This is a genomic window from Paenibacillus sp. V4I9 (assembly GCF_030817295.1).
Taxonomy (GTDB): Bacteria; Bacillota; Bacilli; order Paenibacillales; family NBRC-103111; genus Paenibacillus_E.
On sequence record NZ_JAUSZE010000001.1, the window covers coordinates 2,735,255 to 2,762,219 of the forward strand.

The following is a 26,965-nucleotide window of genomic DNA, read 5'->3' on the forward strand; positions in this document are numbered from 1 at the left end:
AAAACTACTACTCTTCATTCGGCAGGAAATCGATTAAAATCGTAGAATATCATAGTACAAGCAATTCATGTACATGCCGCCCGCCAGTGAAGGAGTGTTAGAATGCAAAAGTATTGTAAGTGCGGACGCACGATGAACCTTCGTCTGCGTACGGTTATTTATCAAAACAAAGTCGACATTGAGAATGTACCTATTTACTCATGTGAAGCGTGTGGTCGCAGTGAAGTTGTTCCTCATGTTAAACCCGAACTTACCGGTTTAATCGGTAGGCTGGGGAGTAAGCCTGAGAAGCAGCAACTCTTTTTTCATGAGCTTTCGGAAGTTGCTTTTCTGCTGCTGAAGGTGACAGAAAAAGAGCATATGAATGATTCCATGGAAAAGATCGTTGAAGAACGAATCAATGAACTTTTGGACATCTTATTGCTAGCACAATCGCTGGGTGATGAACCATGGACCGAAGAAATTCGCAAGCGGTTATCACAAATCACACAGAGTGCAATATCGACATAAGCAGTACGTGGCCAATCCCAGTGGGGGTTGGCTTTTATGCATAATGTGTACATCTTTTGAAAAAACATTGAAATTATTTTCAAAGCATTTTCAATATACATTGCAAGATGGATTAATTTGTCGTATCATAACGATAATATACTAGGATCGCAGAATACTTTTGAAAATGGAGAGAGTAACCGTGACCGTAACCATTTATGATGTAGCAAGAGAAGCAGGAGTTTCGATGGCAACCGTTTCTAGGGTTGTAAACAACAATCCTAACGTTAAGCCACAAACACGTAAGAAGGTTTTTGAAGCCATTGAGCGTCTCGGTTATCGCCCTAATGCGGTAGCAAGGGGATTAGCAAGTAAGAAGACAACAACAGTCGGTGTTGTCATTCCCGATATTTCCAATTCCATTTTTGCTGAAGTTGCACGCGGGATTGAAGATATTGCAAATATGTACCATTACAATATCATTTTGTGTAACGCGGACAAGAAGAAAGAAAAAGAAATTCGTGTTATTAACACCTTGCTTGAGAAGCAGGTTGATGGATTGCTCTTCATGGGTGGCGTAGTAACAGAGGAACATACACAGGCATTCCGTACGTCTTCCGTACCTGTCGTTTTATGTGGCACGAAGGATGAGAACCAAGCTATGGCATCCGTGGATATCGATCATGAGAAAGCAGCTTTCGATGCTGTAAATGTGCTTATTGAAGCCGGTCATCGTGACATTGCGATGATATCCGGAACGCTGCATGATCCAGCGAATGGATTTGCGCGATATCAAGGTTACAAAAAAGCATTGGATGAAGCAGGTATTCCACTGCGCGATGAATATGTTCGCATTGGGAACTATCGTTATGAGTCAAGTGTAGACGCTGTGAACTATTTCTTGGAGCTTTCACCAAGACCAACAGCGATCTTCTCCGCAACAGACGAGATGGCGATTGGCGCCATTCATACGATTCAAGACAATGGACTCAGAGTACCGCAAGATATCGCCGTAATGAGTGTGGACAATATCCGCATGGCTTCCATGGTTAGACCGACTTTAACGACAGTAGCCCAACCGATGTATGATATCGGCGCCGTGTCGATGCGTCTTCTAACGAAGTTGATGAATAAAGAATCAACGGATCATATGCAGGTCATCCTGCCGCACGAAGTTATTTACCGCAACTCCGTTACACAATCTTAATCAAATCAAACCTCTAAGCGAGGTCATTCCTTTGGGGGTGATCTCGTTAGAGGTTTTCTCATGTTGATAAGGGAAAGAGGATAATGAAATGACATGGAATAAAATTGCTCTTATCGGAGCGATGAACGAAGAAATAGAATTGCTAATTTCGCATATGACCGATGTACGTGAAACGATCAAAGCCGGCATTACGTTTCGTGAAGGTATGTATTTTGACAAGCAAGTTGTCGTGTGCCGGACAGGTGTAGGGAAAGTGAATGCGGCTGTGACAACCCAAATTTTAATTGATAACTTTGGCGTCGAAGCTGTTATTTTTACGGGAGTAGCGGGAGCATTAGATCCAGAGCTGAATATCGGGGATCTCGTGATATCGAGTGAATGCATGCAGCATGACATGGATGTTACAGCACTTGGGTTTCCACGTGGCGTCATCCCTTATGAGGCGAATTCCATCTTCGAAGCGGATAGCAAGCTTGTTGAGTTGGCTGTGGCTTCGGGTGAAAAGCTGTTTGCAGGCAAGGTTAAAAAGGGGAGAGTGCTCTCAGGGGATCAGTTTATTGCAAGCAGAGAAGTTGTTGCCAGCCTGTATGAAGAGCTTGGTGGCGTTTGTGTCGAAATGGAAGGAGCTTCGGTTGCTCAAGTTTGCTCGATGAATGCCACTCCTTATGTCGTGCTGCGATCGATGTCTGATAAAGCAGATGGATCAGCTCATATTAACTTTGCTGAGTTTACGGTTCAGGCATCTGAGAATTCGTACAAAATGGTTGAGGATATCGTGAAACATCTTTAAGATAGTTATAAAAAAAGCTCAGAACTTCGCCGAAATGGCGGCGGTTCTGAGCTTTTATTTCTACTTCAAATACATCATGGCGAGTTCCTTCGTTTGCCGGTTCTTCTCGGCAATCGCTTGGCGCCTTGGAATCGGCGCCCAAGCCTCTACAGGGTCCAGCCACGTATCCACCAGCTGGACAGGGCTTTTGCTCTGCCAGGCGTCCAGCCACGCCTGTGGCAGCTGCAGCTGGGGCTGCGCCTCCAGCTGATCTAAGATCGCCTGCTCGCTCATGACGAGCCAGAGCAGGCTCCAAGCCCGTGGTACGACACGCCAGATGTCGTACCCGCCGCCCCCGAGCGCTATCCACCGCCCTTCGCACCACTTATGCGCAAGGGAGTGGATCAGCTCGGGCATAGCCTTGTACACGCGCATGGAGCAATGTACATGCGCGAGCGGGTCAAAAGCATGGGCATCGCACCCATGCTGCGAGATAATGACGTCTGGCTGGAAGCGTGCTATCGTCTCGGTAAGTACCTCGCCGAAGCACTCCAGCCACGACTCATCCTCGGTGTAGGGCTCCACCGGCATGTTAATGTTCGTGCCGAACGCGTCGCCTTCGCCGCGTTCGTTCACGGCGCCCGTGCCGGGGAATAAATATTTCCCCGTCTCGTGGATAGAAAGTGTGCATACCCGAGGATCGGCGTAGAAGCCCCACTGCACGCCATCTCCATGATGCACATCTGTATCGATGTACAGCACCTTTGCGCCGTACTTCTCTTTGGCATGCGCAATCGCCGCTGACGCGTCGTTGTAGACGCAGAAACCTGCGCCCTTGCTTTGCAGGGCGTGGTGCAATCCGCCGCCAAGATGAAGGGCGTGCGGAGCCTTACCGGACATCACCAGATCGACTGCGGTGATGGAGCCGCCCACGACCTTCGCCGTGGTATCATGCATCCCGGCGAAGTAGGGCGTGTCGTCGGTGTCAAGTCCGAATCGCGTTGCTTCTCGGACCCAGGCGGCATCCGGCACGGAACAGCTAAGCGCTTTCACGGCTTCGATGTAAGCGGGTGAATGAACCCGCAGCAGTTCGCTATCTGTCGCGGAGCGAGGAGTCCTTAGCGCGCTGTCAGGGAGCGCGCCGGCTTTTCGCAGCAGATCAACCGTCATCGTAAGGCGATCTTGATTGAACGGGTGGTTTTCATTAAATTTATATTGAATTTCTTGATCATCATAGATAAAGACAGGATTTGCCTTCTTGTTCATATCCTAATTCCCCCGAATGGACTAGCAATTTCGCTTGAAGCCCTAGAAATCCCACGATTACTTAGAAATTAATACATGAAACGCTGCTGAAAACGAATGCGATCAAACTGCTCAACGGAAGAGATTGGCACTTTTTTGCCGATTCTCACCATAAGACAGTTGGCTGGATGTGAGCAAATTTCTGGATCGTCAGTAGCAAACCAGATCATGTCGATGCTTTTCATTAGCTTCTCCATCATTTGACGATATTCCCAGACTGTTAATTTGCTTGTTTCCAAGTCCCAATGCCAATAATACTCTGTGGTGAAACAGATGATATTCTCCATCTGCTCATCTTCGAAAGCGAGTCGAATCATCTTTTTACCTAATCCAATGGATCGGTAGTCGTCTGCAACTTCTATGGCGCCCAGTTCAATTAAATCCTGCATATGCCCCTGTGACCAACGCTCAATCTCGTCTGGATAGTGGAAGGTGACATAGCCGACTATGGTGGAGCCGTCTCTTGCTAGGATGATACGTCCTTCAGGTAATTGTGCGATTTCGACTAGTGCCTCTAACTGCTCCTTAGGTCTGCGGAACGCATCTAATTTGGTATGCATAACAAGTTCCTGCAAGGTTTCTGCTGAAACAGGACCCTCTATGATAATTTCGGGTTGATCGGGAGCTGCGCGCAAGCTGTGTGAGTGGTATATTTTGATATGCTGCATAACCTTAGCTCTCCTTTTAAAAAAAAGCATGATGAACGTTTCCTTTTCCGTTAGGTCATAGTATTCTTATACCAAACTTTGGTTGGAATTAAAAGACGGATTTTTAACGTAGGCGAATATTTCCTATTATGATATAATAGAATATGTCAAAAATCGATCACATTTTGCTTGAATTAATCAGTAAAGTGAAAGCGGTTTACCACGTGAGGAGGGTTTACGTACATGGATCAAATGAAAGTTGAACTCATTGAAGCTGTATCCACTAATCCTAACATGAACAACTATGAAGAAACGCATGCGGCATTTGACTGGAAAGACATCGAGAAGAGCTTTTCCTGGTATGAAACAGGTAAAGTTAACATGGCATATGAAGCGATTGACCGTCATGCTGACTCATCCAAAAAGGATAAAATCGCGCTTTATTACAGCGATAGTCAGCGAGAAGAAGCAATCACTTATGGACAAATGAAAGCGAAATCTAATCAGTTTGGTAATGTGCTTCGAGGTCTTGGCGTTGGTAAAGGCGAGCGCGTCTTTATTTTTATGCCACGCACACCGGAACTTTACTATTCATTACTTGGAACCCTCAAAGTAGGTGCTGTTGTTGGGCCATTATTTGAGGCTTTCATGGAAACAGCAGTCAGAGACCGTTTGGAAGATAGTGAAGCCGTAGCGATTATTACGACACCAAGTTTACTATCGCGTGTTCCTTATAATGAACTTCCACATTTGAAGCACGTCATTCTCGTTGGAGAAAATGTGGAGATAGCTGAGGGACAAGTTGATTTCTACAAAGAGATGGAAAGCGCTTCAACAGAACTTGACATCGAGTGGCTGGATCGTGAGGATGGATTAATTATCCATTATACGTCTGGCTCAACGGGTAAACCGAAGGGTGTCTATCACGTTCAAAACGCCATGCTTCAACATTATTATACGGGTAAGATTGTATTAGATCTTCAAGAGGATGATATTTACTGGTGTACTGCGGATCCAGGTTGGGTAACGGGAACCTCCTATGGGATTTTTGCTCCATGGTTAAATGGTGCAACTAATGTCATTCGCGGCGGACGCTTCAGTCCCCAAGATTGGTACAATACGCTTCAGAAATATAAAGTAACCGTTTGGTACAGTGCGCCAACTGCTTTCCGTATGTTGATGGGTGCCGGTGATGATGTGGTTACTAAATTTGATCTGTCATCGCTTCGTCACGTACTTAGCGTAGGCGAGCCGTTAAATCCCGAAGTTGTACGTTGGGGACTAAAAGTTTATAACCAACGTATACATGACACTTGGTGGATGACAGAAACAGGTGGACAACTCATCTGTAACTATCCATCCATGACGATTAAGCCTGGTTCAATGGGGCGTCCAATCCCAGGTGTTGAAGCGGCTATTATTGATGATGCAGGGAACATCTTGCCTCCTAATCGGATGGGGAACCTAGCTATCAAAACACCGTGGCCTTCCATGATGCGCAAAATTTGGAATAATCCATCTAAATACGAAGAATATTTTCGTTTGACAGGTTGGTACGTTTCCGGTGATTCGGCTTATCAGGATGAAGAGGGTTACTTCTGGTTCCAAGGCCGTGTGGATGATGTGATTAACACTGCAGGAGAGCGCGTAGGTCCTTTCGAGGTGGAAAGTAAGCTCGTTGAGCATCCTGCGGTTGCAGAAGCTGGGGTTATTGGTAAGCCTGACCCAATGCGTGGAGAGATTATCAAAGCGTTTATCGCCCTGCGTGAAGGCTACACACCATCTGATGAGCTAAAAGCGGAAATTTCAAAATTTGTTAAAGAAGGGCTTTCTGCCCACGCAGCTCCTCGTGAAATTGAGTTTAAAGACAAGCTGCCTAAGACACGCAGTGGTAAAATTATGCGCCGTGTTCTTAAAGCTTGGGAGCTCAATTTGCCAACAGGCGACTTATCGACGATCGAAGACTAGTAAGCAAACAAGCCTTCCTTGCACTAGATTTCATGGTGTGAGGGAGGCTTTTTATTACATACATAAGTGCTTGGAAATAAAAAAGACCCGGATATCCGGGTCTTTATACATCATGATTTAGTTGTTATAGGCGATAGAAGCGGAGGGCTTTGACTCGCCCGCATCGTTGACAGCAGTTACTTTGTAATAACCGTTGTAAGCTGCTGCGTAGTAATGAAATTCAGTCGCATCCTCAACAGAACCAAGCTTCTTAAACGTTCCTTTTTCTTTGTCACTAAAATAAACATTATACTTCTTCACTTTATCCTTAGACGCATTGGCTTTCCAGGTTAATATCACACCAGCGCCATCAGCTTTGGCTTTAATACCAGTTGGTGCAGAAGGGAGGTCCTTTGTGCTTCCGTTGTTACCGTTGTCAGTTCCGATGGGTTCACCGATTCCACCATTAGAGCCTGATGGAGGGTTAGTAGCTCCTGGAATTTGATTGCCATCAACAGAAGGTACGAACAATGAATCTAGCGAGCTTCCATCTGTATAGGAGGAACGGCTTGGTGCTGATTCTTTCCCCGCTACATCGACTGCTGTCACATAATAACCGATTAGGCTAGATCCGGGGATTTGATCAATAAATTTCGTCTCAGCGCCTGCCAAGACAACTTTGCCGCCCATGAGCTGGAACTTGCCGCGGTTATCGGAACGATATATGCGATAGCCGACGATATCAGGATTCGGACTTGCCTGGAAGGAAATAGTTGCCGTGTCACCGGACTTGGTTGTTACAACGTTCGTTGGTGCTGCTGGCTCTTTACCGTCATCAACCCGAGGGTCAACTTCGGATGGTGCGTCATCGTCATAATCTGTAGGCTTATAATTATCGATCGGTTTACGGCTTTTTTCAGGAAGTTTACTCATCGCTACTTCGATTTCTTTGAGCAATTGACTGATCGATTTTTGCCTCTTAATGACCGTTTTCTCTTGCACGAAATCCGCCGGTGTATTGTCTTGCGCCATGTAATTCAGTCCGTTAAATGAACTGATTTTCATCCTTACCATCACATTGTCGACTTCAGTAGGTACATATTTCTTGTTAAAAAGATCAGTAACTAGAAATTCGGACTTAGACGTTAATTCACTTGGCAGCTTGCCGGATAAACTGGATACGGTTGCCGAGACAATCCCATCCGGTTTGGCGAATGTTTTGGTAGGGAATAGATCAGGTTTTTGTTCGATCGTTCGGTTCATGATGAGTGCCCATATATCTTTGGCGTGATAAGTTTGATGCGTTTGCGATGTTTTCGTTGAAGATGACAGCTTATTAATCGGTTGATCATAGCCGATCCATACGCCAACCGTGATATCTGGGGTAAACCCCATGAACCAAGCATCCGCATCATCCTGCGTAGAGCCAGTTTTGCCTGAAATCTCAATTTTGCCGTATGATTTATAATTTTTCATCAAATCTGTCGCTGTACCTTGGCTAATCACCGTTTTCATCATATCCGTTATTAGATATGCACTTTGTGGAGAGTAGACAGGGGTAGGCTTCAGATCATGCGTATAAATCGTTTTGCCATTCGAATCTTTGATTTCGCGAATCATAAACGTTTCATTAAATACGCCTTTATTCGGAATAGAAGCATAGGCGCCGGTGAGTTCCTTCACCGAAGTTCCTTTGCTTAAACCGCCGATTACGCCGGTCTGCGCATAATAATCTTCTTTTTGGATGGACGTGATACCGAGTTTTTTTGCAAAATCCCAGGAATCATTAATACCCACTTTATTCAAAAATATATCAATGGCAGGAATGTTATATGACTGGTTTAAAGCTTTTCTTGCTGTCATTAATCCGTGAAACTTGTGATCCCAGTTTTCTGGAAGATGAAAGCCTTTGACACCGTCTTTTAGAATAATAGGGATATCATCCACGATACTAGCCGGTTGAATAGCCCCTTTCTCTAAGGCTGGTATATAGGCGGCAATGGGCTTCATGGTTGATCCAGGCTGTCTGAATGCTTGTGTGGCGTGATTGAGCTGCTCTTCGAAGAAATTGCGGCCCTCAATCATCCCTTTTATAGCGCCGGATTTAGAATCGATCATGATGGCCCCAACTTGTTCCATGCCTTTTTTATCATCCGTAGGGGCGAAGTTTTTATCGTTATTCGATATCTCATGCATGGAATCATAAATCGTCTTATCTATGGTTGTATAGATTTGATATCCACCACGTAAGAGTTGAGTATGTATGCCTTTTAATGCTTCATTATAAGCGGCCTGATTTTTCTTAGGATCAAGCTCAGGCTTCTGGATCTTCAATAAAATTTCAGCTGCTTCTTTTTCCGTTTCAATCATTAGGTAAGGATAAGTCGTATAAGCCTTTTGAGCCGCAGGGGGCATGGAAGCTTTGAGATCAAATTTAAGGGCATCTTGGTACTGTTCATTCGTAATTTTCTTTTCTTCCAGCATCCGTTTGAGTACTAATTGTTCACGCGTAACCGCCTTTTTGAAACCTTCTTCATCAAAGTCAGGCTTACTCGTGAATGCAGAGTACTGCGATGGGGATTGTGGCAGACCGGCTAAGTAAGCGGCTTGAGCAACGTTTAACTTATCCAGATCGTCGATGTTGAAGAGGCCTTTGGCAGCCGCTTTAATCCCATATAGATTATAACCTGTCGCGCCATTGCCATAAGGGATTTTGTTCAAATAAGCGAGCAAAATTTCATCCTTGGACATTAGGCGTTCCATCCGCAGAGCGAGCAGCAGCTCTCTTGCTTTACGGCCATCATCGCGGTCTAGCGTAAGAAATACCCGTCTGGCAAGCTGTTGCGTAATCGTACTGCCGCCGGTTTGAACTTCTTCATTCAGCAGCTTCTGTGTTACTGCGCGATAAAGTCCGCGGATATCGATCCCGCGATGGTTGTAGAAGTCTTTGTCTTCAATGGCAAGGACAGCGTCTAACAGAAGCTGCGGAATGTCATCTAGCTGAGCGAGACGCCGGTCTTCTTCAGTTCGCAATTGCCCAATCACGGTGTCATCATTGAAATAAGCAAAGCCTGTGACTGCATTTTCCTGCATCTGCTGACGTATGGATTCTTCGGTGCGTACAGGATCTTTTTTGACTAGGGCACTCACATACCCGAATGCGGCGGATCCACCGACAATTCCCGCCAAAAAAGCACTAATGATGGTCCATTTTAAGGTAATCCAAGTTACTTTGAATGTCGTTCTCACCCAAGGGCGATTCCATTTAGCGAAAAAATTGCGCATAAGTTCCAATATCCTCCTTACGTGAACCCTAATAGTATACCATAATTGCACCTTGTGCGGTAATGATGAAGCGAAGATACGATGCCGACTTGGTTTGACAACACCCAGAAACATATGATAAATTTTTATCAAATGCGTAGAAAGATCAGCAGTAGGTAGCTTGTGGATGCTTTCAGAGAGCCGGTGGAGGGTGCGAACCGGTACCTGCAGGTTAGTGAATTACGGTCTTGAGCAGTGAATGGGAACCTGCAGCAATATCAGCTGCACAAGTAGTATTTGCCGATTAAACCCCGTTAAAGGTTCTTGAGTGAAAATAGCTAGCCGTGCACATAACACCTAACACCTGTTATAGATGTACGTAACTACTGTTTTAATTAGGGTGGTACCGCGAGTCAAGTCTTCTCGTCCCTTTGTGGATAAGAAGGCTTTTTTGTATTTTAAGGAAAAAAAGGAGATGGATGAACATGGATATTTTGAAGGATTTGGAGTTTCGGGGGCTGCTTCATCAAATTACGGATCGAGAGGGCTTGGACAAAAAGCTTAGCGAGGAGCGTGTTACGCTTTATTGCGGCTTTGACCCGACTGCGGACAGCTTGCATATCGGCAGCTTGCTGCCTATTCTAACGCTTAGACGCTTTCAGCTCGCTGGCCACGTTCCTTTGGCACTCGTTGGTGGGGGAACAGGTCTGATTGGTGATCCAAGTGGAAAAGCCAATGAGCGAACACTCAATGGGCCTGAAGTTGTCGAGGCTTGGTCACAAAGCATTAAAAATCAGTTATCTCGCTTTCTCGACTTCTCCACTGAAATAGAAAATAGTGCAGAGCTTGTCAACAATTACGATTGGCTTGGATCGCTGAACGTCATTGAATTCCTTCGTGATGTAGGCAAAAATTTTACCGTTAATTACATGTTGGCAAAGGATTCTGTTGATTCACGGATCTCCAAAGGGATCTCTTTCACAGAGTTCAGCTATATGATTCTGCAATCTTACGATTTCCTCAAGCTCAATGAAATGAAAAATTGCTCTGTGCAAATTGGCGGAAGTGACCAATGGGGTAATATTACGGCTGGTCTTGAGCTTATCGGTAAATCCACAGATAAACGTGCTTACGGGGTAACCTTGCCGCTAGTGACAAAGAGTGATGGTCAAAAGTTCGGAAAGACAGAAGGCGGAGCTATTTGGTTGGATGCAAGCAAAACGTCTCCTTACCAGTTCTACCAATTTTGGTTGGGTACAGCCGACAATGATGTCATCCGTTTCCTGAAATATTTTACTTTCGTTTCTCATGAGGAAATTGAACGTCTCGAAGAAGAAGTACAGGCTCAGCCTGAGAAGAGGGAAGCTCAGAAATTACTTGCCCGCGAAGTTACGAAGCTTGTACACGGTGGAGAAGCGTTAGAAAGTGCTCTTAACATTACAACAGCTTTATTCAGTGGTAATATTCAAGAGCTTTCTCGTACGGAGATTGAAGAAGCGTTCAAGGATGTACCATCTGCAACCATAGATCAAGATGATATTGCGTTGGTTGATTTACTGATTTCCGTTGGAGCGGCACCATCCAAACGTCAAGCACGTCAAGATATTGAGAGTGGAGCTGTCACGGTCAATGGCGTTAAAGTAACGCAATTCGATGCCGTTACTAGAGATTTGGGTAGGCTCGGAGAGTCTTATATCATTATTCGCCGCGGTAAAAAGAATTACTACCTTGTACAGTTTGCTTAACGAAAAAAAAAGCCCCTTAGGGAAATCCCTGAGGGGCTTGCTTTTATTAACGGCTGTAGAACTCGACGATTTGTTTCTCGTCAATTTCTTGTGGAAGCTCAGAACGTTCTGGCAAACGAATGTACTTGCCTTCTACGCTTGCGTCGTTAAACTCAAGGTAAGTTGGCAGGTAATTACGGTTAGCAAGAGCTTCTTTCACTGCGGAAAGACCTTTGCTTCTTTCACGAAGAGCAATAACGTCACCTGTAGATACGATGTAAGAAGCGATATCTACTTTTTTGCCGTTCACAGTTACGTGACCGTGAGCAACTAGTTGACGCGCGCCTGCGCGGGAGTTGGAAAGACCTAGACGGTAAACCAAGTTGTCCAAACGGCTTTCGAGTAAGATCATAAAGTTCTCACCGGAAATACCTTTTAGTTTAGAAGCTTTATCGAACAAGTTGCGGAATTGTTTCTCGTTCAAACCGTACATGTGACGAAGCTTTTGTTTTTCATTTAATTGAACGCCATAGCCGCTCATTTTTTTGCGTTGTCCTGGGCCATGTTGACCTGGAGGGAATGGGCGTTTCAAGTCTTTACCGTTACCACTCAAAGAAATACCAACACGACGGCTTAATTTAAATTTAGGTCCTGTATAACGTGACATTTAGGAAAAACTCCTTCTTTTCAACAATTAGTTTAGTAGATAGCATCTAGATGTCAGGGTGAAGACAAGTGCCTGGTTTTGCTTACGAATCATAATGTGATTCCCTGACAAGAGTAGTTCAGCCGCTGTCTTGGCAGGAGCAAAAGCAGTGAGGGTGATCACAAATGGCATTCACCGAAATCATGTTGTTACTCGACTTCTAATTTTATTAAAAACAAGGGCATGTGTCAAGTCTCAATCCTTTAAAGTGATTCTAAAATATCGTGCAATAAGCATAGAAAAATAGTATGATAAATGAGGTAAGATTTAGCCTGGATCAATAGGACTACAGTTTGTTGGTGAAGGAGAGCCTATGAGTGAATCACTTCGTAGTATGAAACAACATAGTCGTGCAGAACACTTCGAAGAGTTTCTTCGGCAAGGACTTGTTCTTTCTAGCAACTTTTCCTATTGGGAATCCAATTGTCATCATGCAGTACAAGATGCTTTTGATGAATGGATTCACCAATTCGGGCAAGCGATGCTACCGCCTCAAACCGCACTGCTATGCGTGGATACGGATCTGAAAGTGGTTAAGGCTTGCTCCCATGATACACTTCTTACTGATGCATTGCTGCAAGTAGGAGCACCATGGAGCTATGCAGAACGCAATGACAATCCGTTGGCACGATGTGCTGAAAATCCAAAAATGCATATAATGACTAGCGAAGAAATGAGCGCAAAAGAACTGAAGTCCGTTTTGGCTGCTTCGATTCCAGTCCTAGATCCACAGGGAATTCCAATTGTATACTTGGGACTATTTACCCATACACTTGAAGAAGTAGACGAACTTACACAATTGTTTTATATACTTTCCCTTTCGTTCCAAGGCAGTGTGCAGAGCGTGGAGGATCGTCGTAAGTACGACCATTTGTTTATGCAGCATCTAAACAGGGAACTTGAGTTTAAGAAACATGATATTTTATTTGAGGCTTCTAAGAAGCTACACGCCAAAATTGATGTCGATTCGGTATTGACCGAAGTTATTGAGTGCATGCATAGCGTTTATCCCAATATACAAGTAGACTTATTGCTTTCACAAGATAATGACTCTACGAATCTATCCGTGAAGCCTTTGAATTTCCATAGTACGGAGGATGACATTCGAATACGTGCTTTTATGGAAGGGCATGTCATATTTGAACCTTCATCCGAGAATAGTGGCCCAAGTACGGGTCATATAGCTGCTCCATTATCTGGCAAACAGGGTGTATATGGTGTGTTATATATGACGTCTAAGAGCGATTTGATTCACGCTTCGGATTTGCAATTCATATCACTGCTTGCCGATACAGCCGGATCTGCTTTTGAAAACGCTAAACTGTATGAACAGTCCAATTTAATGATTAACGAGCTTCGACTTATTAATGAAATCACCAAGCAGTTAAATCAGAGCTTGCGTTTAAATGAAATCTTTAACTCAGCATCGAGCGAGATTTTAAGTATTTTTGGCGCGGATTATAGTTGTATCCTGCAAGCAGACAAAAATAGTGAGAATTTAATCGTGCAAGCGACTAATTTGCCTGCGATGTTTCATGAGACTTTTACCATAGATCAAGGCTTTTCTGGCGTCGTCTATACCTCCAAAGAACCGATTATTATTTCGGACTATTGGAGCAATGACAAGGTCAAGTCCAAGCTGATGCAGTTAACTAACTCTAGATCGCTTATTGGTTCGCCTATTCTCGTGAATGGACAAGTTGAAGGCGTTATTCTAGTCGTGCATAGCAAGCCTAATTTCTTCTCCTATGATAACTACAAATTACTGCAGGTTCTTTCGGGGCATATTGGTCTCGCCATGACGAATGCTTCACTGCATGCTGAAGTTAAACGAATGGTTATTACAGACAATTTGACAGGGCTTTATGTACGTCATTATTTGGACGAACAGGCTAATTCGATGCAAAAGAAGGACTTCTGCGGCTCACTCATTGTAGTCGATATAGACAATTTCAAACGGGTTAATGATACCTACGGTCATCAGGTGGGCGATAAAATCTTGATCCAGGTAAGTCAAATTATTAAGACTAGTATTAGGGAAAGTGATATTGCAGCAAGGTGGGGCGGGGAAGAGCTTGCGGTCTATTTACCCCAAGTTGCCAAGTCTCAAACGATTCGAATCGCAGAACGTATTCGTGTTCGTGTTCTTGAGGAGACGAATCCGCAAGTAACCGTTTCCTGCGGTGTTTCGGATTGGAATTGGGAAGAAGATAAGATTAGTGTAGAATCACTGTTCTATCGAGCAGATATGGCTCTCTATCAGGCTAAAAATAACGGTCGTAACCAGATTCGAATCGGTTAGTAAAAAGCACTTGTCTAAGGACAGGTGCTTTTGCTTCACTCTAACACTTTCACATCAAGTACGTGGTTGCTCAATTTGCAAATAATGTCGAAAAAAATTATCTAGTCTAATAAATTTGCTTAGATAGGGTAAACTATATGAAGGATAGAAATAGGTTAGGGTACTTCAACGTTGTATAACCAGATAACTCCTCACTTTTCTCTTCCTGAACCTTCTGTAACATGTTACAATGGTTTGGTCTAAGGGAAGGATGGTCGAAATTTGTCGGTGTTGAACAGAAAGCACATTTTGCTAGTTTTTTTTATTGGTATTTTGCTCGTTGCTTTGATTGCCTTTTTATTTTATAACCCTACAGGCATTAAACTTACTCACAGTAATATGCGACAGCTATCTGAACATTTAAGGGATATTGGTTGGCCCGGTAAAATTATCGGAATGGCTTTAATTTTTTTTCAAACGTTCTTTCCGTTTATTCCATTTGTTGTTGTAGCAGGTACGAATGTTGCTATTTTCGGTATTAAAATAGGGTTTCTTGTTAATTACATAATGTCTTGTTTGGGAGCGGTTGCCTCTTTTTATTTTGCTCGCTATTATGGACATGCATGGGTAGAGAAAAAGCTGGAGCGATTTCCGTTAGTGACGCAGTTTAGTAAGCGGATGGAGAAACGTGGATTCCTATATGTCCTTTTAGGCAGATTGATTCCTATTTTGCCTTCCTCGGCGATTAATTTTGGTGCGGGGCTAACGCGAATGCGGTTTACTCATTTTCTATGGGGTACCTTGCTGGGGAAATTGCCGATCGTATTTCTGGAATCGATGATTGCGCATGATTTATTTCATTTCCAGAAATATAAGGGAAGACTACTTTTTTTGCTGGGTATTTTCGTTGTTTTGATTCTAGTGGGGAACGGCGTGAAGAAAGCCATCGCAACAAAGACGAAGTAAAGCGCTTCACTTGGAGAATGAAGGAAATTTTTAGTTGCGTTAAGTAACCTTTCCAAGTTATCATATAGGGAGCAAGGCGACCAATTCAGATGCGAATAAATGGAGGAATGAAATATGCCAAGTGCTAATAATGCCGCAATTGTTGAAATTTCACAAACAGCTAATAAATTCAGATCGTCAATCGTTCTCCAATATGATAATAAGTATATCGATGTAAAAAGTATCTTAGGTTTGTTTACTACATTGCTTAGCTCCAGCAATTATGATCTTCATGTTCATGGGCCAGATGCAGAAGAAGCGAAAATCGCTATGGCTGAAGTCTTCGCTAAACACAATTTAGGCGTAAACGTTGTTCAAGAATAAAGTTCATGCTTAAAGAAGGTACTCTCAGAATCTCTGAGGGTACCTTCTCTTGTATATTGATCCAATTTCGCTTAATATAGATCATATAAGGACGGATGACTATGCGTATAGGGGGAAGTTGGGAATGTCTTCATCTGATCTATTGCTGGACATGAATCAAAAAGCGCTTAATCTTCTCCAAGAAGATGCAGATAAAATCGAAAAACTAATCGAAGTGCAAATGGAGAATTTGACAACGCGTCAATGTCCACTGTACGAAGAAGTTTTAGATACGCAAATGTACGGACTTTCTAGAGAAATTGATTTTGCCATTCGAGCGGGACTTATTTCCGAAATGCCTGGTAAACTAATTCTCAGCAAGCTTGAACGTAACCTTGCGCAGCTATATGAAGCGTTGAATAACAAAAAGTAACCCTTCACAATGGGTTACTTTTTTTGTCTTTGTTATGTATTCAGACGAGGAAGAATACGACGCCTAGAATGATGTAGACAACGAGTAACAGGAGACCCTCATACCAGTTGGTGGAGCCATCTTGGGTTATCGACTTCGTAATAAAGACGGCGACTCCGATGGCAGCAAGTTCATAGGTGGTGAAGACAATGTTCATGGGTGTTCCACTTACGAAGAAACTGACAAGTACAAGCACAGGAGCAACGAATAAGGCGATCTGCAACGAACTGCCGATTGCTATTTCTACGGCTGCGCCCATTTTATTCTTGATGGCCATCATCACGGCTGCGCTATGCTCCGCGGCATTTCCGATAATGGCAATGAGGAATGCCCCTACAAACAGCTCTGACAATCCAAATCTATGGGTAACTTCTTCTAGTGTTCCAACTAACCACTCACTAGTGAAAGCTACCATGACTGTGGCTAGGATTAGAAAAAGAATGGAAGTTCCTTTGGACCACGCAGCCTCACCATGTTCAATGGCTTCATCAGAAAGTATATTTTTGTGTGTAACCATGGAGAATAGAAGCCAAAGCAAGTAGGCGACTATCAGTAATATGGCGACAATCATGCTCATTGTTGACGTTTCTTTGGTTGTTAATCCACCTGCGAAGATGGCTGGAATGAATAACGCAACAACTCCAAGAATCATTAAGGAAGAATTGTGTGATGCAAGTTTTACGTTAAATGACTGTTCTTTGAACTTTAACCCACCTGCAAATATACTCAGTCCCAGAACAAGCAGCAGATTACCGATTATGGCTCCGGTGAGACTGGCTTTAACGACATCGAACAATCCGTCTCTAACTAAGAAGAATGCAATTATTAACTCAGCTGCGTTACCGAATGTTGCATTGAGGAATCCACCTACGCGCTCACCTGCATAGTGGGCAACACTTTCTGTTGCTTTACCAAGAAATCCAGCTACAAAAATGATCGCGATACAAGCAATAACGAATTGAAGTGTTGAATTCAGATGCATGTAATGAGCGATACCCGTTGTAACGAAAGAAATGATTAACCCGATGTAAAACAATTTTCCTTTCAAAGTAAACCCTCCGACTCATTCTTTTATTGGTACTTTTTGACTTCTTTTAATATACCTACTTTGGAACCCAATGTAAATTCGATTTGTCTATTGTCGCTGTTCTTGCTTTCATCTAGTGAACTTATTACAATAGATTTATACCAGAGTGGAGAGACTTTGAGCTCCACCCAAAGATCTTATGAGGAGTTGATCTGTATGTCCGAAGACAATCAAACCGGTTTAATTCGTATTTCTGATGATGTAGTATCGACAATTGCAGGACTTGCAGCTCTGGAGACAGCAGGCATAGCAGGCATGTCAGGGGGTATCTCGGAAGGCTTAGCTAAGCGACTCAGTGGTAAGAACGTGCAGCGTGGCGTTTCTGTTGAGGTTGGGCAAGTAGAGGCAGCCATCGATCTACGTGTTATCGTTAATTACGGTTCCCGTATTCAGGATGTATGCAGGGATCTCCAAGAAAACGTGAGAGAAGCTGTTGAAAATATGACTGGACTAACCGTGGTGGAGGTCAACGTCAAGGTGGAAGGCGTCGCGTTCAAGGAAGATGAGACAGCAGACGATCCACATCGTGTAAAATAGCAAAAAGACCCAATCGATTTTACTGAAATCGATTGGGTCTTTTTTTGGGTTTTGCATCTTCTTTGTGTGTTTGTTCCCGAGATATACTGAGCAGGATCCCCATACTGATGAGAGAGACCATCATGGAGGAGCCGCCTGCTGATATAAATGGCAAGGTTACACCGGTAAGTGGAATGGATCCTGTAACGCCACCGATATTGATGACAGCTTGGAAGGCAAAAATACTCATAATGCCAACTCCGGCTACCATGCCGAACAAATCGGGACTGCGAACAGCGACGAGGATACCACGCCATATAAAGAGCAGGAAGATAAGGATAAATAGGGAACTCCCAATAAAACCAAACTCTTCCCCAATGATTGCAAAAATGAAGTCGTTATGAGCTTCAGGTAAATAATGCAGCTTCTGAATGCCTTGACCGAATCCTGCGCCAGTCAGTCCGCCGTGTCCGAATGCGAATAAGGATTGGACGACCTGATACCCAGTATCCGAAGTATCGGCCCATGGATCAAGAAACGAGGTTAGACGGTTCACACGGTAACTGCTCGACGTTTCTGCTGTGTTATTTTTTAGTAAGTAAAGAGTAACAACCATGGTGCCGATTGCAGCAAGGCCTGTCCCCAAAAAGAAGATATGCTTTAAGTTGGAGCCGCCCACAATGATGACAATGGCAGAACAAACTAGCAGGATCATACAGGAGCCCAAATCTGGCTGGAGCATGATAAGTATGCTGACAAATCCGACGATCACCAAGGCAGGGAGCAGCCCCTTCTTGAAATTACGGAACTTCTCTTCTTTATTACTAATGAGAGAAGCTAAATAAAGAATAACGATTAGTTTGGCAAATTCCGTTGGCTGAATGCCAAATTTACCTACATTAAACCAGCTGGCGGCACCATTTGATTTTGAAGTGAAAATAACAAGAACAAGGAGCACAACGATAACAAAGAAAGCAGGAATAACCAATTTTTTCAGCTTGGTGTAATGGAGGTTCATACAGAAAAGCATGCCGACTGTCCCTAATCCTACCGCCATGAGCTGCTTTTTTGTAAAGAACCATGGATCATTATTATATTTGTCATAAAAAGCACTCGTCATTGAGCTTGCACTGAAGACCATAGCAAGACCGAAACAAACAAGTACAAAGGTTAAAAATAGCAGCAGAAAATCCGGCGTTCCTCTTCGAGGGGGATTCATGCTGTTTCCTCGCCTAGTCCGCTAATAATTGCTGCAGCTGTGCTAATTTTTGATTGGAGATTTTGAGAACAGACTCCGGGATAGGAGAATTGTAATCTAAGCCATGCGGGAATGTTTCTTTACCTATGTAAGCTTCTTCTAGGAATAAGATTGCATAAGGAGATTCTAGTTTGCCGGATTCTACACGAGCATTTACACGTAAGAAATACACGGATTTACTTGCTTTATCTTCCATTTTAAAATCATAAGTAGCACGCGTGTATTCCCACTGCCAACGCACGAAACCAAGTTTAGTCGTTACTTCATCCAGGTGAGCCAAATCGCTTTTTAAGCCTTTTAGGCCAGTTGCTTCAATAATCACTTTTAACGCCTCCATATTGTACGTATGCATTCTTTATTCATGATAGTATGTTTCCAATGGTTCTGCAAGTCGATAACAACGTCAATTTTCTAATATTTGATGGCACTTTACAGATGAAACATGATCATTTATTTGGTAGAATAGGTTCAATGACACGGCAAGCGTGAAAAGTTAAGAAACAAGGATGGGCGGAGGATTTTCCTTATGAACGATTTTCAAGCAAGCTTACAAGCGAATTATGAAGAAATGGTTGCCTGGAGGCGCTACTTACATCAAAATCCAGAACTCTCTTTCCATGAATATCATACTGCTGAATTTGTGGCTAATCATCTAGAAAGTTGGGATATAGAAGTTCGCAAAAATGTAGGAGGCAATGGCATTGTCGGACTGCTCCGCGGCAGCAGCGAAGGTCCCACGGTTGCGCTTCGAGCAGACATGGACGCATTGCCTATTCAAGATGAGAAGAACTGTACGTACTCTTCGCTAACAAATGGCGTTATGCACGCTTGTGGACACGACGCACACACCGCCACACTGCTTGGTATTGCCAAGGTGGCGAGTCAGCATCGCTCTCAACTGAAAGGAAATCTGGTTTTCCTGTTCCAGCATGCTGAAGAAATTACGCCTGGTGGCGCTGATTCCATGATCCAAGACGGCGCTCTTGAAGGTGTTGATGCCGTATTCGGCGTTCATCTATGGACACCATTTCCGGTAGGCCATTTTTATTCCAAAGCGGGCCCCTTAATGGCGGCACCCGACGAATTCACCATTCATATTCAAGGAAAAGGTGGACATGGGGGTTTGCCTCATCAAACCATTGACAGCATTTATGTAGCTTCTCAATTAGTTGTTAATCTTCAATCGATCGTGAGTCGACAAATAGATCCGATAGAACCATGTGTGGTCAGCGTTGGATCCTTCCACGGAGGCTCTAGCTTCAATGTCATAGCCGAAACAAGTGTGCTGAATGGCACTGTACGCACGTTCAATGCGGAACTTAGACAAGATGTGAAGCAGCGCCTCGAACGGATCGTACATACCACTTGTGAGATGAATCAGGCTTCCTATAAGATAAACTATAAATTAGGTTACCCTACGGTTGTTAATGACGTGAAAGAAGCAGAGCGCTTCTTCAAAGTTGGTACCGAATTGTTTGGGGCAGAAGCCGTGCACGAGTCTCCACTTATTATGGCCGGAGAAGACTTTTCCTATTATTTGAACCACCGACCAGGCTGTTTTATGTTCGTAGGTGCAGGTAATATGGAGGCTGGCATCGTACATCCGCATCATCATCCGAAGTTCGATATTGACGAGAAATCCATGCTAAATGCGGCAAATTTGTTGTTAGGAATGGCTTTGGATTATATGGCATGAATGCCGTGCTTCCTTTGGAGAATGCTATAGAAGTAAGTTAACTCCGAGGAGGGATTATGGGACATGGCAGGTAAAACAGTGAGGGACATCATGAGTAAAGATTGCGTGACCGTTACTCTGCAGGATAATGTCTACGAGATCGCTTTGAAAATGAAGCAGCACGATATCGGATTCGTTGCCGTTGTAGAGGGTAAGAAGCTCATTGGTGTTGTAACGGACCGTGACCTTGTTGTTCGCGGATACGCAGAAAAGCATTCTGGTTCTACTGCTGTCGATAAAGTAATTACGAAGGATATCGAGACAATAAGTCCCGATACATCTGTTGAAGAAGCCGCCAAATTGATGGCTAAAGATCAAATTCGACGTTTACCTGTAGTAGAGAATGGTGAGCTTGTTGGAATCGTAGCCATCGGAGACCTAGCGGTTCGCGGCAGCTTTGAGGATGAAGCAGGGGAAGCGCTTAGCAAAATTTCTTCAGATAAAATACTAGTCGGAAGTAGATAATCATGGTCCACGGATAATAATAAGCAACCTGTTTTCCATGCTATGGAGAAGGGTTGCTTTTTTTGTCAGGAAAAATTGTTATCTTTACTACCGATAAGTGATGAGAGATAATGATAGCGAAAAGGGTAGGGGAGGTTAACATCTTAGAATGAATAGGGTCGAAGACAGCGCATTTATTGGTGTGATTATTCTAGACGCAGGTTGGCATTATACATATATCAACGAATATGCAGCAAAAATTTTAAATCGTACGCCCAATGAATTATTGGGTAAAGTCGCTTGGGCAGAATTTCCTGCTGCGATACGGTACGCTTGTTACGATCAATTCCATAAAGCCCGTAAAAATAAGGAAGAAGTTCATTTTGAAGAATACATAAAATCATCCAATCAGTGGGTAAGGATAAGTGCATATCCATTTGAGGGGAGCTTGCATATTGCACTCCGTAAACCGGATTTTGCTGAAATTAGTTCATTGCTAGAAAGTGAGTATTATCTAAAATATACAGAGAATTTTCAAGATTTAATCACGTTGACTTCCGTAGATGGTAAATTTCGATATCTATCCCCTGCTATTCATCCGCTGCTCGGTTATGAGGTTGATGAAATGGTCGGTACTCGTATCTTGACGTATTGTCATTCAGAAGACATAGAGATTCTGAGGAACATTCTTACGGATGAAAACCATTCGGTTGTTGCAGACCAAGGGATGATCACCTGTCGTTTCTTACATAAAAAAGGTTGGTACGTGTGGTTTGAGAAAAATTTCAAATGGATGTTAGACGAAGATGGTAAGAGAAGTCAGATATTGGGCATTTGGCGTGATATTACAGAACGTAAGCTGGTCGAGGAGCGTTTTATTCAAGCACAAAGGTTGGGGCAATTTGGCAGCTTTGAACGATATCTGAACGATGAGTATTGCATGTGGTCCGAGGAGATGTACCGTATCCATGGTCTTGATCCTGTAGATTCCTTGGAATTAAGCGAAGCTGTTAAGCAAATTGTATCGGATGATCGCGAGAAAGTAGCACTTGCTTTTGAGACAGCTATTCAGGTTGGACGATCAGAAGTCGAGTACAGGATTGTTAGAAATGATGGTGAGGTACGCTATCTTAAATCTCAAATCGAGCGAGTCATCCGCGATAACGGTCGTACGGCTGTACGGGGACTCATTCACGATATTACAACATATAAACAAATTGAAGCTGAGCTTAAAAGAAGTAAAGACAATTTGGAAATTGCGCAAGAAATCGCGGGATTGGGTCACTATGATTGGGATGTGATCAGGAATGATTTGTATTGGTCAGATGAGTTGTTTGTGCTTTTTCGTATGAGCCGTGAAAGTTTTGGGAATACGATAGAAGCCTTTTTTAATACGGTTCATCCGGATGATACAGTTAAAGTGAGAGAGGCAATTCGTGAAGCTCTGCATGGCGGTCTACTAGATTTGGTGTATCGAATTATTGTGAATGAGACTGAAGTCCGCATGATTCATACCATGGCCAAAACGACCTATGACGAATGGGGGAGACCGCTGCGTCTATTTGGAACGGTGCAGGATATCACCATACAGAAACAGACTGAAGAGCTTCTTCGCAAAACGGAAAAGTTGAATGTCGCTGGACAATTGGCAGCAGGTATCGCGCATGAGATCCGTAATCCGCTTACGGCACTCAAAGGATTTGCTAAGCTGATGTGTCATGCAAACGAAGAAAGCAAGCTGCGGTATTTTCAGATCATGCAGGAAGAATTTAACCGGATTGAACTGATTTTGGGAGAGCTTCTGATTCTTGCTAAGCCACAAGTAGTAGCGTTTCAACCTCATGATACGAAGGCTATTCTAAGCGAAGTCATCGAACTACTGAATACAGAAGCAATTATGAGCAATGTGATCATCGAACTAGATTGTGAACCTGATCTTCCTCTGGTTAAATGTGAGAGAAATCAATTGAAGCAGGTTTTCGTGAATATGATTAAAAATGCCATTGAGGCGATGCCAACAGGAGGCTGCCTGAATGTATCTGCGAAAAAGGTTGCGGGCGGTGTAGCTCTTTATTTCGCAGATCAGGGATTAGGTATATCGGAGGAGCGGCTGCCGCGCATAGGGGAACCCTTTTATACGACGAAAGAGAAGGGAACCGGGCTCGGCGTAATGGTTAGCTTCGCGATTATCGATGAACATCAAGGACATATCGAATATCAAAGTAAGCTTGGCGTTGGCACCACAGTGCTTATCCAACTGCCAGCATTTTCGTAAAAAAGAGAGGGAATGGACCGGGGAACTGGTCTTTTTTCCATTTGTACATATTCAGTAACTGTCAAAGTTCGCAATAAGGTGGTCAATCTGCGACAAGATGCGGTCTTCTAAATATGCTACATTGATAACGTGTTCAATAATTGTGAATCTAACAAGAAAAAGGTGATAACCATATGGAGAAAGTAAGGATTGGTATTATTGGTCTGGGCAATATGGGAACCGGACATGCCAAATATTTGGTGAACAATGAAGTGAAGGGTGCTCAGCTAACCGCTGTTTGTGAGTTCAGAGCGGACCGCTTAGAATGGGCGAAAGAAAACCTAGGTGAAGGCGTCCAACTATTCGACAATCTCGATACATTCCTTACTTCGGGGACAATTGACGGTGTATTGATTGCGACTCCACACTATGATCACCCAGATGTAGCTGCCCGTGCATTTAAAGCCGGACTCCATGTGTTGTGTGAGAAACCAGCAGGTGTTTATACCAAACAAGTTCGTCAAATGAACGAAGCTGCGCAAGCTTCAGGTAAAGTATTCAGTATGATGTACAATCAACGTACAAATCCATTATATAAAAAGTTGAAGGATTTGGTTTCTTCCGGAGAGCTTGGTGAAATTCGCAGAACGAACTGGATTATTACGAATTGGTACAGATCCCAAAGCTATTACGATTCAGGCGGCTGGCGTGCAACATGGGCAGGCGAAGGCGGCGGTGTACTCATTAACCAGGATCCGCATCAGCTTGACTTGTGGCAATGGACGATCGATATGATGCCTAAACGAGTTCGTGCATTTTGTTATTTCGGAAAGCATCGCAATATCGAAGTAGAGGACGATGTAACCGCATTCGTAGAGTATGAGAATGGCGCTACGGGCTTATTCGTTACAACAACTGGCGAAGCACCGGGTACGAATCGATTCGAGTTGTCCGGTGACCGCGGTAAAATTGTGATCGAAGATGGCAAGCTAACTTTCTGGCGTTTGCGTGTATCCGAGAGAGAATTTAATGAAACCTACAAGGGTGGATTTGGCCAACCAGAGTGCTGGAAGTGCGAGATTCCAATTGAAGGGCAAGAAACAGGCCACAAAGGCATCACGCAAAACTGGGTGGATGCCATTCTACATGGCACGCCATTGGTTGCTCCAGGGGAAGAAGGAATCAAAGGTCTGATGCTATCCAACGCCATGCTGTTGTCGACGTGGACGGACAATTGGGTAGATCTGCCGATTGACGAAGAACTGTTCGAGCAGCATTTGCAAGAGAAAATAAAAAATTCCACCGTCAATAAAGAGGCTGGCTTTAAAACACTTGTGGTCTAAATAAATGAACACCCCGCGCTAATGCGTACATGGGTAGGATAGTGGAGGAATTGGGACATGCAGAAAAGCGATGGAATGAACTACGCACCAAAAGGGAAGCCGAACATTGTCGTTCAAAAAGGGGAGTTCGTTTTCGCGGCGATTGCCTTGGATCACGGTCATATCTATGGTATGTGTAATGGTTTGCAGGAAGCAGGAGCAGAGCTCAAATGGGTTTATGACCAGGACGCTGCCAAGGTAAAGGCTTTCGTAGAGAAGTATCCTCATGTGAAAGTTGCTGCGTCTGAGCAAGAAATATTTGACGATGCCGAAGTCAAGCTAATCGCTTCAGCTGCTGTACCTTCTGAACGCGGAGCGTTAGGTGTCCGAGCGATGGAGAATGGTAAAGATTTTTTTACAGATAAAGCTCCTTTCACAACATTAGATCAACTGGCTGCCGCCAAGGCAACTGTTGAAGCTACGGGTCGCAAATTTGCTGTATATTACAGTGAGCGTCTCCATGTGGAGAGCGCCGTTTTTGCGGGACAGCTCATTGAAGAGGGTGCAATTGGCCGTGTCGTACAGGTCATTGGTTTAGGGCCGCACCGATTGGGTGCATCGAATCGCCCTGACTGGTTTTTCAAGAAGGAAAATTATGGCGGCATTCTCTGTGATATCGGCAGTCATCAAATCGAACAATTTCTGCATTATGCAGGCTGTAAGGATGCTACCGTTGTAAGCAGCAAAGTGGCGAATTACCATGCGAAGGATTATCCGGAGCTGGAGGATTTCGGTGACGCTACACTGATCGGGGACAACGGAGCGACAAACTATTTCCGTGTGGATTGGCTTACACCGAGTGGTTTGGGTACTTGGGGAGATGGACGGACGGTTATTCTAGGAACAGAAGGATATATTGAGCTGCGTAAATATATTGACATCGCTCGCGATCCGCAGGGAGATCAGTTATACCTGGTCAACCAGCAAGGAGAAAAGCACTACAGCCTTCATGGACAAGTAGGCTTTCCTTTCTTCGGCCAGTTGATCTTGGACTGTCTGAATCGTACAGAGCATGCCATGACACAGGCGCATACGTTCAAAGCAGCAGAGCTGTGCTTGATTGCTCAGGCGAATGCAATCCGTGTGGAGTAGGCCTACACAATAACTGGATAAAAGCCTTCATGGGCATCGATAATTGCCTTTTGGCATGATAACACAGCTGTACGTTTAGCTTAAAATTCGGGTAGTCTAGCGGTAAAATTGCTAGCTGCCCGTTTTGCGTTTCAGCGGTAACGGTCGTTTTGGGAAGCAAGGAAAGACCCAGTCCATGCATCGCGCATTTTTTGACCGTTTCATAGTTATTAATTTCATAGGCCAGTGTATATTGGATTTGGTGTTTGCGCAGCATCTTTTCGAATAGATTGCGGCACCGGCTTCCTACTGTCGACATCAGAATCTCGCAGCCGTTTAAATCTTGTGGAACAATGGATAATTGGGCTGCTAACGGATGATCCGGCGAGGCAATAATGACGAATTCCTCTTCTTGAATATTTTCAAATATCAAATCAGGGTCATGTATTTCACGTTCAACAATGAACCCCATATCGCATTCGCCTGCTTTAAGTGCCCGATAAATATCATTCTCGACAACTTCGTTGATGGTGATCGTAATTTGCGGATAGCGCCTCTTGAAAGCTCCTAAATACGGTGGCAGCATATATGAGCATATGGTTGTCTCATGTGTGCCAATGATAAAGCTCCCCGTCGTTTGACCCGCAACAGTTATCTTCGATTCCTCTACTAGTTTGACAAGCTTGGAGGCATATCGGAGTAAAATGTCGCCGGCTGGCGTCGGTCTCATCTTTTTACCGACACGTTCAAATATTTCGATACCATATTCCATTTCTAACTTTTGAATTTGGGATGTCACACTAGACTGAGCATAGCCGAGACTTTCACCGGCCTTCGTATAGTTTTGCCATTTGGCGACTTCAAGCAGCGTTTTATACAAGGTAAGATCCATCCTAGTCGCCCTCCAATCATCACTTTTTCCGATGGTTACTATCATTAATTATAGATAACTCTGGGAGTTCCTGCCATGGTAAAATCGTTCTCAACCAAAGGATAGGGGGAGTTACCATGTGGAATCTATACGAAATAGAGAAAAGATTTGAGCAGCATATAAGAGAAATAGAAAAGCGCTCAAGAAGGGCCCATTGGTACGAAAAGA

The 26,965-nt window shown here is 43.8% G+C and carries 23 protein-coding genes and 1 other annotated feature; of the genes, 15 read left to right on the forward strand and 8 right to left on the reverse strand.

All coding sequences use genetic code 11. The annotated features are described in order from the left end of the window. Positions 1-102 precede the first annotated feature (102 nt). The 3 genes from QFZ81_RS12515 to QFZ81_RS12525 all read left to right on the forward strand — a co-directional run bounded on the left by QFZ81_RS12515 (position 103) and on the right by QFZ81_RS12525 (position 2,486). The gene (locus tag QFZ81_RS12515) at positions 103-510 is read left to right on the forward strand and encodes a hypothetical protein (RefSeq protein WP_029195585.1); all 408 of its coding nucleotides are present in this window, start codon (positions 103-105) and stop codon (positions 508-510) included. A gap of 181 nt (positions 511-691) precedes the next feature. Next, a complete protein-coding gene (gene ccpA, locus QFZ81_RS12520; protein ID WP_307602952.1) occupies positions 692-1,696 on the forward strand; it encodes a catabolite control protein A in 1,005 nt (334 codons plus the stop codon). A gap of 88 nt (positions 1,697-1,784) precedes the next feature. Beyond that, the gene (locus tag QFZ81_RS12525) at positions 1,785-2,486 is read left to right on the forward strand and encodes a 5'-methylthioadenosine/adenosylhomocysteine nucleosidase (RefSeq protein WP_307602955.1); all 702 of its coding nucleotides are present in this window, start codon (positions 1,785-1,787) and stop codon (positions 2,484-2,486) included. 60 nt (positions 2,487-2,546) lie between these two features. Here the strand turns inward: QFZ81_RS12525 and QFZ81_RS12530 are convergent, their stop codons facing one another. Together QFZ81_RS12530 and QFZ81_RS12535 are read right to left on the reverse strand one after the other, a co-directional pair. Then, positions 2,547-3,731: an acetoin utilization protein AcuC gene (locus tag QFZ81_RS12530; RefSeq protein ID WP_307602957.1), complete on the reverse strand. Its 1,185-nt coding sequence runs from the start codon at positions 3,729-3,731 to the stop codon at positions 2,547-2,549. Between the two features lie 68 nt (positions 3,732-3,799). After that, entirely contained in the window at positions 3,800-4,438 is a 639-nt protein-coding gene (locus QFZ81_RS12535; RefSeq protein ID WP_307443875.1) for a GNAT family N-acetyltransferase, read from the reverse strand. A gap of 222 nt (positions 4,439-4,660) precedes the next feature. On the opposite strand from QFZ81_RS12535, the gene acsA reads away from it, so the two are divergent. Then, positions 4,661-6,385, forward strand: coding sequence for an acetate--CoA ligase (gene acsA / locus QFZ81_RS12540; RefSeq protein ID WP_307443873.1), 1,725 nt, complete (start codon positions 4,661-4,663; stop codon positions 6,383-6,385). A gap of 117 nt (positions 6,386-6,502) precedes the next feature. On the opposite strand, the gene QFZ81_RS12545 is transcribed toward acsA, so the two are convergent. Beyond that, a complete protein-coding gene (locus tag QFZ81_RS12545; RefSeq protein ID WP_307443872.1) occupies positions 6,503-9,649 on the reverse strand; it encodes a transglycosylase domain-containing protein in 3,147 nt (1,048 codons plus the stop codon). A 128-nt stretch (positions 9,650-9,777) separates the two neighbouring features. Beyond that, positions 9,778-10,062, forward strand: a binding site (T-box leader). A 51-nt stretch (positions 10,063-10,113) separates the two neighbouring features. On the opposite strand from QFZ81_RS12545, the gene tyrS reads away from it, so the two are divergent. Next, entirely contained in the window at positions 10,114-11,373 is a 1,260-nt protein-coding gene (gene tyrS / locus QFZ81_RS12550; protein ID WP_307443871.1) for a tyrosine--tRNA ligase, read from the forward strand. 46 nt (positions 11,374-11,419) lie between these two features. On the opposite strand, the gene rpsD is transcribed toward tyrS, so the two are convergent. Further along, positions 11,420-12,019, reverse strand: a complete 600-nt coding sequence (gene rpsD / locus QFZ81_RS12555) for a 30S ribosomal protein S4 (protein WP_057302933.1) — start codon at positions 12,017-12,019, stop codon at positions 11,420-11,422. A 352-nt stretch (positions 12,020-12,371) separates the two neighbouring features. Between rpsD and QFZ81_RS12560 the strand changes: the two genes are divergently transcribed. The 4 genes from QFZ81_RS12560 (at position 12,372) to QFZ81_RS12575 (ending at position 16,080) form a co-directional block, all read left to right on the forward strand. After that, the gene (locus QFZ81_RS12560; RefSeq protein WP_307602959.1) at positions 12,372-14,360 is read left to right on the forward strand and encodes a diguanylate cyclase; all 1,989 of its coding nucleotides are present in this window, start codon (positions 12,372-12,374) and stop codon (positions 14,358-14,360) included. 267 nt (positions 14,361-14,627) lie between these two features. Continuing rightward, the gene (locus QFZ81_RS12565; protein ID WP_307449867.1) at positions 14,628-15,305 is read left to right on the forward strand and encodes a TVP38/TMEM64 family protein; all 678 of its coding nucleotides are present in this window, start codon (positions 14,628-14,630) and stop codon (positions 15,303-15,305) included. A gap of 114 nt (positions 15,306-15,419) precedes the next feature. After that, positions 15,420-15,668, forward strand: a complete 249-nt coding sequence (locus tag QFZ81_RS12570) for an HPr family phosphocarrier protein (protein WP_171648663.1) — start codon at positions 15,420-15,422, stop codon at positions 15,666-15,668. A 124-nt stretch (positions 15,669-15,792) separates the two neighbouring features. Continuing rightward, entirely contained in the window at positions 15,793-16,080 is a 288-nt protein-coding gene (locus tag QFZ81_RS12575; protein WP_307443865.1) for an Fpa/YlaN family protein, read from the forward strand. Positions 16,081-16,120: 40 nt separating this feature from the next. Here QFZ81_RS12575 and cax read toward each other — a convergent pair whose 3' ends face one another. Further along, positions 16,121-17,167, reverse strand: a complete 1,047-nt coding sequence (gene cax, locus QFZ81_RS12580; RefSeq protein WP_307602961.1) for a calcium/proton exchanger — start codon at positions 17,165-17,167, stop codon at positions 16,121-16,123. Positions 17,168-17,362: 195 nt separating this feature from the next. Here cax and QFZ81_RS12585 point away from each other — a divergent pair, with 195 nt between their 5' ends. Continuing rightward, positions 17,363-17,743 carry an Asp23/Gls24 family envelope stress response protein gene (locus QFZ81_RS12585; RefSeq protein ID WP_307443860.1) on the forward strand — a complete coding sequence of 127 codons (381 nt, stop codon included), beginning with the start codon at positions 17,363-17,365 and terminating at the stop codon, positions 17,741-17,743. Positions 17,744-17,762: 19 nt separating this feature from the next. Here QFZ81_RS12585 and ftsW read toward each other — a convergent pair whose 3' ends face one another. Together ftsW and QFZ81_RS12595 are read right to left on the reverse strand one after the other, a co-directional pair. Beyond that, on the reverse strand, positions 17,763-18,941 hold the full coding sequence (ftsW, locus tag QFZ81_RS12590; protein ID WP_307443857.1) for a putative lipid II flippase FtsW: 1,179 nt from the start codon (positions 18,939-18,941) through the stop codon (positions 17,763-17,765). Positions 18,942-18,954: 13 nt separating this feature from the next. After that, positions 18,955-19,302, reverse strand: coding sequence for a YugN family protein (locus tag QFZ81_RS12595; protein WP_171648669.1), 348 nt, complete (start codon positions 19,300-19,302; stop codon positions 18,955-18,957). Positions 19,303-19,506: 204 nt separating this feature from the next. Here QFZ81_RS12595 and QFZ81_RS12600 point away from each other — a divergent pair, with 204 nt between their 5' ends. The 5 genes from QFZ81_RS12600 to QFZ81_RS12620 all read left to right on the forward strand — a co-directional run bounded on the left by QFZ81_RS12600 (position 19,507) and on the right by QFZ81_RS12620 (position 25,887). Next, positions 19,507-20,676, forward strand: a complete 1,170-nt coding sequence (locus QFZ81_RS12600; RefSeq protein WP_307602963.1) for a M20 family metallopeptidase — start codon at positions 19,507-19,509, stop codon at positions 20,674-20,676. Between the two features lie 63 nt (positions 20,677-20,739). After that, positions 20,740-21,180: a CBS domain-containing protein gene (locus QFZ81_RS12605; RefSeq protein WP_307602965.1), complete on the forward strand. Its 441-nt coding sequence runs from the start codon at positions 20,740-20,742 to the stop codon at positions 21,178-21,180. A gap of 148 nt (positions 21,181-21,328) precedes the next feature. Continuing rightward, a complete protein-coding gene (locus QFZ81_RS12610; RefSeq protein ID WP_307602967.1) occupies positions 21,329-23,434 on the forward strand; it encodes a PAS domain-containing protein in 2,106 nt (701 codons plus the stop codon). A gap of 173 nt (positions 23,435-23,607) precedes the next feature. Continuing rightward, positions 23,608-24,756 (forward strand): Gfo/Idh/MocA family protein, encoded by a 1,149-nt coding sequence (locus tag QFZ81_RS12615; protein WP_307443849.1) that lies wholly within the window; start codon positions 23,608-23,610, stop codon positions 24,754-24,756. A gap of 57 nt (positions 24,757-24,813) precedes the next feature. Beyond that, a complete protein-coding gene (locus QFZ81_RS12620; RefSeq protein WP_307443848.1) occupies positions 24,814-25,887 on the forward strand; it encodes a Gfo/Idh/MocA family protein in 1,074 nt (357 codons plus the stop codon). Here the strand turns inward: QFZ81_RS12620 and QFZ81_RS12625 are convergent. Further along, complete coding sequence (locus tag QFZ81_RS12625) at positions 25,832-26,758, reverse strand: LysR family transcriptional regulator (protein WP_307602969.1); 927 nt, start codon at positions 26,756-26,758, stop codon at positions 25,832-25,834. The two genes, QFZ81_RS12620 and QFZ81_RS12625, sit on opposite strands and share 56 nt — an antisense overlap. Positions 26,759-26,965 lie beyond the last annotated feature (207 nt).

Coding starts and splice junctions, on each gene's coding strand:
- QFZ81_RS12515 (WP_029195585.1), top strand. CDS start 103: ATGCAAAAGTATTGTAAGTGCGGACGCACGATGAACCTTCGTCTGCGT.
- QFZ81_RS12525 (WP_307602955.1), top strand. CDS start 1,785: ATGACATGGAATAAAATTGCTCTTATCGGAGCGATGAACGAAGAAATA.
- QFZ81_RS12530 (WP_307602957.1), bottom strand. CDS start 3,731: ATGAACAAGAAGGCAAATCCTGTCTTTATCTATGATGATCAAGAAATT.
- QFZ81_RS12535 (WP_307443875.1), bottom strand. CDS start 4,438: ATGCAGCATATCAAAATATACCACTCACACAGCTTGCGCGCAGCTCCC.
- acsA (WP_307443873.1), top strand. CDS start 4,661: ATGGATCAAATGAAAGTTGAACTCATTGAAGCTGTATCCACTAATCCT.
- QFZ81_RS12545 (WP_307443872.1), bottom strand. CDS start 9,649: ATGCGCAATTTTTTCGCTAAATGGAATCGCCCTTGGGTGAGAACGACA.
- tyrS (WP_307443871.1), top strand. CDS start 10,114: ATGGATATTTTGAAGGATTTGGAGTTTCGGGGGCTGCTTCATCAAATT.
- rpsD (WP_057302933.1), bottom strand. CDS start 12,019: ATGTCACGTTATACAGGACCTAAATTTAAATTAAGCCGTCGTGTTGGT.
- QFZ81_RS12560 (WP_307602959.1), top strand. CDS start 12,372: ATGAGTGAATCACTTCGTAGTATGAAACAACATAGTCGTGCAGAACAC.
- QFZ81_RS12570 (WP_171648663.1), top strand. CDS start 15,420: ATGCCAAGTGCTAATAATGCCGCAATTGTTGAAATTTCACAAACAGCT.
- QFZ81_RS12575 (WP_307443865.1), top strand. CDS start 15,793: ATGTCTTCATCTGATCTATTGCTGGACATGAATCAAAAAGCGCTTAAT.
- QFZ81_RS12585 (WP_307443860.1), top strand. CDS start 17,363: ATGTCCGAAGACAATCAAACCGGTTTAATTCGTATTTCTGATGATGTA.
- ftsW (WP_307443857.1), bottom strand. CDS start 18,941: ATGAATCCCCCTCGAAGAGGAACGCCGGATTTTCTGCTGCTATTTTTA.
- QFZ81_RS12600 (WP_307602963.1), top strand. CDS start 19,507: ATGAACGATTTTCAAGCAAGCTTACAAGCGAATTATGAAGAAATGGTT.
- QFZ81_RS12605 (WP_307602965.1), top strand. CDS start 20,740: ATGGCAGGTAAAACAGTGAGGGACATCATGAGTAAAGATTGCGTGACC.
- QFZ81_RS12610 (WP_307602967.1), top strand. CDS start 21,329: ATGAATAGGGTCGAAGACAGCGCATTTATTGGTGTGATTATTCTAGAC.
- QFZ81_RS12615 (WP_307443849.1), top strand. CDS start 23,608: ATGGAGAAAGTAAGGATTGGTATTATTGGTCTGGGCAATATGGGAACC.
- QFZ81_RS12620 (WP_307443848.1), top strand. CDS start 24,814: ATGCAGAAAAGCGATGGAATGAACTACGCACCAAAAGGGAAGCCGAAC.
- QFZ81_RS12625 (WP_307602969.1), bottom strand. CDS start 26,758: ATGGATCTTACCTTGTATAAAACGCTGCTTGAAGTCGCCAAATGGCAA.